The 6,771-nt window shown below is 59.8% G+C and carries 7 protein-coding genes and 1 tRNA gene; 2 read left to right on the top strand and 6 right to left on the bottom strand.

What is annotated here, in order from left to right; translation table 11 throughout:
• The coding region (locus AC1DYR_RS22060; protein WP_477706952.1) for a hypothetical protein at positions 1–1,156 on the top strand (1,156 nt) is incomplete at its 5' end.
• Between the two features lie 522 nt (positions 1,157–1,678).
• Here AC1DYR_RS22060 and AC1DYR_RS22055 read toward each other — a convergent pair.
• Entirely contained in the window at positions 1,679–2,098 is a 420-nt protein-coding gene (locus AC1DYR_RS22055; protein WP_477706950.1) for a hypothetical protein, read from the bottom strand.
• Positions 2,099–2,461: 363 nt separating this feature from the next.
• A tRNA-Arg gene (locus AC1DYR_RS22050) sits at positions 2,462–2,537 on the bottom strand.
• Positions 2,538–2,770: 233 nt separating this feature from the next.
• Between AC1DYR_RS22050 and AC1DYR_RS22045 the strand changes: the two genes are divergently transcribed.
• Positions 2,771–3,643: a c-type cytochrome gene (locus AC1DYR_RS22045; protein WP_477706949.1), complete on the top strand. Its 873-nt coding sequence runs from the start codon at positions 2,771–2,773 to the stop codon at positions 3,641–3,643.
• Positions 3,644–3,753: 110 nt separating this feature from the next.
• Here AC1DYR_RS22045 and AC1DYR_RS22040 read toward each other — a convergent pair whose 3' ends face one another.
• Genes AC1DYR_RS22040 through AC1DYR_RS22025 form a run of 4 tightly spaced genes read right to left on the bottom strand, consistent with a single transcriptional unit; the run spans position 3,754 to position 6,745 of the window.
• Positions 3,754–4,320, bottom strand: coding sequence for a DUF2946 family protein (locus AC1DYR_RS22040; protein ID WP_477706948.1), 567 nt, complete (start codon positions 4,318–4,320; stop codon positions 3,754–3,756).
• 57 nt (positions 4,321–4,377) lie between these two features.
• A complete protein-coding gene (locus tag AC1DYR_RS22035; RefSeq protein WP_477706947.1) occupies positions 4,378–5,418 on the bottom strand; it encodes a YheT family hydrolase in 1,041 nt (346 codons plus the stop codon).
• Between the two features lie 10 nt (positions 5,419–5,428).
• Entirely contained in the window at positions 5,429–5,875 is a 447-nt protein-coding gene (locus AC1DYR_RS22030) for a YybH family protein (protein ID WP_457281576.1), read from the bottom strand.
• A 9-nt stretch (positions 5,876–5,884) separates the two neighbouring features.
• A complete protein-coding gene (locus AC1DYR_RS22025; protein ID WP_477706946.1) occupies positions 5,885–6,745 on the bottom strand; it encodes a hypothetical protein in 861 nt (286 codons plus the stop codon).
• Positions 6,746–6,771 lie beyond the last annotated feature (26 nt).

Below are 6,771 nucleotides of genomic sequence, written 5' to 3'. Positions count from 1 at the left end.
AGCCCAAGTACCCAAGGCGGGTCAGCTCCAGCAAGCTCGATCCCTACGCCGAGAAGCTGGCCACCTGGCTAGGAATCGAGGCAACAAGATCGCGGAAACAGCGGCGCACTTTGAGGCAGATCCACACAGACTCAGCCCAAAAAGGAGAAAACCAAGAACTTATCCACATCGTGAGCACCTTCTGCTCACAAAGAGTGTGGGTCAATATTCGATGGAAAACTCGGGTCAGACTTCAGCGGAATTCAACAGCATAGGAAAGAAATTACTACTTTTTTTCCTATTTGTCTTGGTTTTACACAATAGTTACGAGCGTGGTCGCCCCAAAACCCAGCTAGTTAATCGGCTCAGGGTGTCCTTCTGGAGTCATGCCGTTTTGCTGGCCAGCGGGAGGAGCCAGGTGCAGGAGTTGGAGGCACTCTTGCGTAAATCGCACAGGCTTGCCTTGACCAGTGGTCTCTGGTCCCGGTACATGCGCGGGGAAGTTGTCCCTCAAGGCGCGCTTACGGCATCACCCACCTCACTGGTTGCCCGCATCGCGAAGGTTTTCCCTGATACGAACGAGGTGTTCTACACCCCGTTATGGGATCTCTTAACCTGGAAACCGGAGCTTGATCTCAACGGCTTGAAATCGACTTACTTGGCACTGGACGAAAGCGTCCATGTGCATTTTGTCGCGAGAGTGGACAGCGCGGGGGAGCGAACCGCCGCGAAAAATGGCCAGTTTTGGCACCTCAAGAAAACTGCGGCGAACAGGAGAGCGGTCATTTCCGACTTCGGGAAGTGGGTCGGCCTAGTCGTGTACCTACTCGAGGCCCGGATGAGCTATGCAGCACAGAGCATGGATGCCTTTGTGGACTGCCAACTGTCGGCCTGCCAGTTCTTGGCGGATCTAAGCAAGGGGCCTCAGCTTCAGGCCAAAAGATTGCATGGGGTCATGCTGCTTATGGAAGCCTTGTGCCTTGATGCACTTTTGATCAACGTGGTGAATCCTCAGCCTACCAATGAAAATCAGCGCAAGGAAAGGGATCGGTGCCGAACCGCGATCAGGGATTGGAGGCAAAGGTGCGGCTTGCATGCCGCAAGTCTCTCGATGAGCTCTCGACTAGCATTCCTCCGGGCCGTGAGAGACGGCACCCTGATCGGTACCGCTAGCTAGCCCGCTGCGCCCGCGTAGAAAGAACTAATCAGACGAATAACGTCATCCGCTCGACCCGCCGCAACCGCTTGCTCTGCGGTTTTTTGACTGAAGGGCGGAAGCTGCTCTGTTCGGAACCAATCCAACGCTTTCGGGAGATCACCGCCTGATGCGTCATATGCTGCTCTGATGACGCGGAGGTTTTCCCTAAGGTGACTTTGAATACGGGCGGCACCTGGAGTCATGGTTAATGCGCTCACAGATACCCGTGCATTCCGAGCTAGCGACTCCGCATCCATGCCGAGAAGGCGAATGTAGTGGGTCGGCGAAAGCATAGGGGCGAATTCAGGCTCCAACAGGTCTAATGCAAACTTCGCCCAAGAGCTACTTGGCCCAGTTTCCTGTGGCGGCATTACGTACTCCCTTCTTATGACAGTTCCAGTTGATCACCGACGCTGCAACCCGCGAACGACGCGCGACTCGTCAGTAATTTTGAGCTGATTGAAAACTCCGAGTGAGTTGGACGTTACGAGAGAACTCAACTCAGGCCAGTTGTTGTTGGCGGAGATCCCGTGCTGCGGCGACAACTGCTGCACCGCTTTCAGCAATCATTTCTCGCGGCTTTCTTCCTCCGAGAAAGGATGAAGAGCTTTCAAACCAGGCAGCCAGACGCATTGAATCCGCACCCTCGAAAAGGGAAATAACATCCCTCACCGCCAGCAGCGGCTGCCAATCAGTACTGAATATATAGGCGGGATAGCACTGAAGACCATCAATCTCCACCCGGAAGATTTGGCCCCTTGATGTCCAAATCTCAAGCCGCTTAGGAAGGCTGCTTATCCAGGCCGCGTCATTCCCGGTCAGCACCCCCTGTAGTTCAGCCGCTGTCAACCATTTCGTGCCAGCTCGAATAGCCGAACGAGCTCGGCAGTTTTGCTGTTCTCTAAGTTGCTGGAAATTCATGCGTAATCCCAAGTGCCGTCAGCACCGCAGTGCAAAACACACTTAGATTTTGACCCGACGAAGATACAGATTCAAGTAGGCGCACAGATTGGTTGTGCTCGGGAAGTGCATGTCCCTATGCAGGAGGTTGCTTGGAAGCATAACCGTGCCGCGTGCACCCATAACCGTGCCGCTTTTCGCACCACTCCTGCCATTTGGAAGCATAACCGTGCCGGAATAGAGCACTTCGGCCTATGCAATACCGGTTTCTCGCCGAAATCGGCCGGAAGCATAACCGTGCCGGCCAAAAATGAAGCATAAGCGTGCCGTTCCGGCCCGCTTATGCTGCGCGGGACACGAAACGGCACAGTTGAAAGACATGATTGGTGCGGCTGGCGGGGATCGAACCCACGACCCTTGGCTTCGGAGGCCAATACTCTATCCACTGAGCTACAGCCGCAACGCTGGAAACGGTTTGCGCCGGAATTTGCGGCCAAAGGGGCGCGAAATCAGGGCAATTTGTTTTGCGCGGGCGATTCTCGCCGCGCAACGTTGCCGATTCTACCAGCCGGCCACGGCGCTCCCCGGCCTCCGCAAGCCCCCAGTTATAATGTGAGGTTGCTGAGCAAGCGCTGCCCAAGAGCGCCATATCATCACGCGATAGCCCCCGATTCTTAGTTTTTTGAGGACGCCATGAGCGCAAACGACCACACCACGGCCCACGAAGAAGCCCATACTGGCCCCATCAAAACCCCCCAGCAACTGCTGGCTGCGGTTTTTTTCTCTTTTGTCGTTCCTGTTTTCGCCATCATCGGCCTGGTGTATTACGTCGCTTCGGCCAACAAGCCGGCTGCGGGTGCGGACGAAGGCGCCAAGGCGGTTGCGCAGCGCATCCAGAAAATCGGCGCGGTTGAAATCCGTGATGCCAACCGTCCGCTGAAATCCGGCGAAGAGGTCTACAAGGCGCAGTGCGTGACTTGCCACGGAACGGGTGCAGCCGGTGCGCCGAAGTTTGGCGATACGGGTGCCTGGGCAGCCCGTATCAAGACCGGTTTTGACGCGCTCTGGCACTCGGCCCTGAAGGGAAAAGGCGCCATGGGAGCCCAGGGCGGCGGTGATTTTGAAGACATCGAAATTGGCCGGGCAGTGGTTTACATGACGGCTGCCGCAGGCGGCAAGTTTGCAGAGCCTGCCGCCCCTGCAGCTGCCGCCGCTTCGGCACCTGCAGCCGCAGCAGCCGCCGCACCATCGGCAGATGTGGTCGCCGCACTCGCTGCAGCCAACAAGACGGCAGCGCCAGCCGCTGGTGCAACGCCGGCTGCTGCCGGTGGCGCCGCCCCTGCGCTGTATGGCCAGGTCTGCGCGGCCTGCCACGTGGCCGGCGTTGCCAATGCGCCCAAACTGGGCGACAAGGCCGCATGGGGCCCACGGATTTCCGCAGGTGTCGAGGCGCTGACAGCCAGCGCCATCAAAGGCAAGGGCGCCATGCCTCCCAAGGGCGGCTCGGCCGCCTCCGATGGTGAAATCAAGGCCGTGGTGCAGTACATGGTCAATGCGGCCAAGTAAGCTGTAGTGCACCCCCAAAAAAGCCGGTCAATGACCGGCTTTTTTAATGGGAATTTGATGAAAATTCACAAGGAAATGGGCTGCAACCCAATCTTGACCAGCGCGACCAGCTATTCTTTTTGTAGCAACTGCGGGCTTCGCACATAGCCGAACCGGCGCGACAAATCGCTGGCCGGGACTTCTTCGGGCACCCACAGGCCCTGCTCTATCGCGTCGGCCGCATGCGTCATGTCCTGGGTATGAACGAGGCCAAAACCCAGGTCGGTTTCCAGGTAGACCCTGCCGGATTCGTCCACGATGCAGCGCTGCGGCCGCGCCGTTTGACCGGAATGGGCCGTGACCTCAAGCATAGGTGCGGGGGCGACGCGCCAGATCAGCGGCGTCGCTTCGAGCTCCACATACACGCGCTGTGGCCCATTCTGGAAGAACCACTGGCCGGCAGCGTCGCTTTCATAATTCCGCTGAATGAAATCGATCAGCTTGTCGTGCCTGAGCAGCGATCCCTTGCTGGCCGCATGGCGCGCGGCGTCCAGGCCAGGCGCGCCACCAAAAGGCCCCGCGGCCTGGGCCCTCTCATCACGCATGTACCAGTTGCCGCGTGCGTCCAGTCCCAGCCAGCCGTAGCAGTCCGGAACATTGGGCCATTTGGCAATGGCCTGCCTGACGATGTCATCCATACCGCTATTTTGCGCTGCACATGGCAGGTGCGATGTGGGCAGGGTTATGGGTAAGCATCAAAGATGCGCAGCCAGGAAACCGGTAACCGCCTCCGGCATGGCACGCACATGGCCGGGAAATGGTGGCGAAGGAAACCCGACATGACCGCCCTGTGCCGGCTGCCAAAGCGTGACATGGCTGCCGGCGTCTGCGGCTTGCGGCAGGCTGCCGGCCGGCACAAAGGGATCGTTCAACGCGTTCAGGGCCAGCGCCGGCACGGCAATGCTGCGCAAATGCGGCTTGGCAGAGGCACGCAGCCAGTAGTCGTCCGCATCCTTGAACCCATGGACAGGCGCAGTGAAAACATTGTCGAAAGCGTACAAGTCGCGCGCGGCCAGCAATCGGTCGCGGTCAAAAAGGCCTGGGTGCTGTTCTAGTTTTTTCAGCGCCTTCGGCACCATGGTTCTCAGAAACATGCGGGTGTAGACCTGCCGGTTGAACCCCCGGCCAATGGCCCAGCCACTGGCCGTCAGGTCCAGCGGCGAACAGACGGACGCAATGCCGCTGACCACCTGGCGGGCCTCTGCGCCGAGCTCGCCGGCCCAGCGCATCAACGCATTGCCGCCCAATGAAATTCCCACGGCAACGACCGGCCCGGGATGGGCGTGCGCGAAGCGCCGCAGTATCCAGTCGATCTCTGCAAAATCTCCTGAGTGATAAGCCCGCGGCGCCAGGTTCAGTTCACCAGAACACCCCCGGAAGTGTGGAATGGCGCAGCCCCAGCCGCGCTCGCGGGCCACATCGGCAAGCGCTTCGGCGTAGTGGCTGGCAGATGACCCCTCAAGCCCATGAAATACCACCAGGAGCGGCACTTCCTTGCGCGATTCCTTGCGTCTCACCTCGATGGATTCGTTGCCCGTCGGGAAAGCTGCCGGAAGCCCCCACGAAGGCTCGTTTCCATCGAGCATCCAGTCAACGTCGACAAAGTCGTTATCGGGGGTATCCCAGCGCTCGCGGCGAAACACGGGCGGCGGGCCCAGGTAGCGGCGTGACCGCAGCGCAGCCCAGATGGTCTGCAAATTGCCGCCCGGCAGCCACCAGGGTGCTGCGTATTTCATCGCAGGCCCTTCAGTGCAGGACGGTCGGTGTTTCCGACACTTCCTGCATTTCCCGCGGCGTGCCGGGGCTGGCATGGTGGGCCACCATGCGCCAGCCTTGCGCACCCTTGTGATACACATTGGTGGCAATCACGTAGGCATGCCGTGGCCCTTCATCGGTCAGCACTTCGATGCGTTCCAGCACGCTGTGCACGCAGGCGCTCATGGTCTCGACCTTTCGCACCTTGATGGCCTGGGCATTGATGGTGCCATTGGCAAACATGGCGTCGAAAGTGGCGCGTATGGCCGCCGGTCCCACCAGCCGGGCGCCACCCGGGTGCACACAGACGATGTCGTCATCATCGCCCCAGCAGGCCATGAGCTTTTCGATGTCGCCGCTTTGCAGCGCCTCATAAAAAGCCGCCTCGATGTCATCGGCGTTGCCGCTGCTGGCGGGCGGGACTTTGGGTTTGGGCATGGGAAGGCGTCAGTCCGGCTTGGCGTTGGGTGGTGAATTCTGCTCGGGATTCAGCCTTGCAGCAAGCCACGAGCGTACGACACCTTGCATGCTGTTGTCTTGCGGCCCGGCGCGCCGGCCGTTTCCACCGCTCTGGTTAGCCTGCCAAAGCAGTTCAGGAGCGGCCACATGGGTGCCCGGCGGCAAAACCTGCAGCACGGCGTCGATAAATTCCGCCAGCTTGGTGGGGCGTACCGGCTGCTCGGCTGCGGGAATCATGAACTTGAGGGTCGACAGCATCCACGACGCCGTCTTCTCGAAAAAATTGGCATCCGCAATACCTTCAGCCTTGCGCGCCGAGCGCACCAACAACACGCGTTCAAAACCCAGCGAAGCCACGGCTTGCTCATCGAGGTCGGCCAGTCCGCGCTTGAGGGCATCGGGTAAACGCCCCGAAGTGTGGGGCACCACCACAACCAGTGTCTGTGCGCCACAGCGTTTCAACCAGCGGGCCAACACCGGCAGTTGTCCCGGCACGGGCGTCCACAGTGTGCGCTCACGCCCATAAAAAAGCCGTGGCGGCTCAAACATGACCAAGCCGGTATGAACCGGCTGAGGCCGCGCGGGCCACGCCTCGATCGCTGAAGCATCTCCTGCCAGCACAATCCCCACACCGGCCATCCCGGTGGTCATGGTTTCAGTAGCCAGCACCTCGGTGTGCGCATAACGTCCGCTACCCACAAGGCGGCGCAACACTTCATTGCCCAGCACGCCGGTCGCGCCGGCAATCATCAGACGTGGTTTCGCGGCTGCCGCCGCCAAGGGGCGCAGGTTGGCCTGCAGGGCTTGCAATGCCTGTACGGACCCGGGGGAATGAGGCGTCATCGACATTCGACTATGTTAGTGTTGCAGCTTGC

The sequence above is a fragment of the Polaromonas sp. P1_F9 genome (assembly GCF_056405615.1).
Note: the sequence above shows the minus strand (reverse complement) of the source record. Positions and strands in the feature narration are given on the sequence as shown.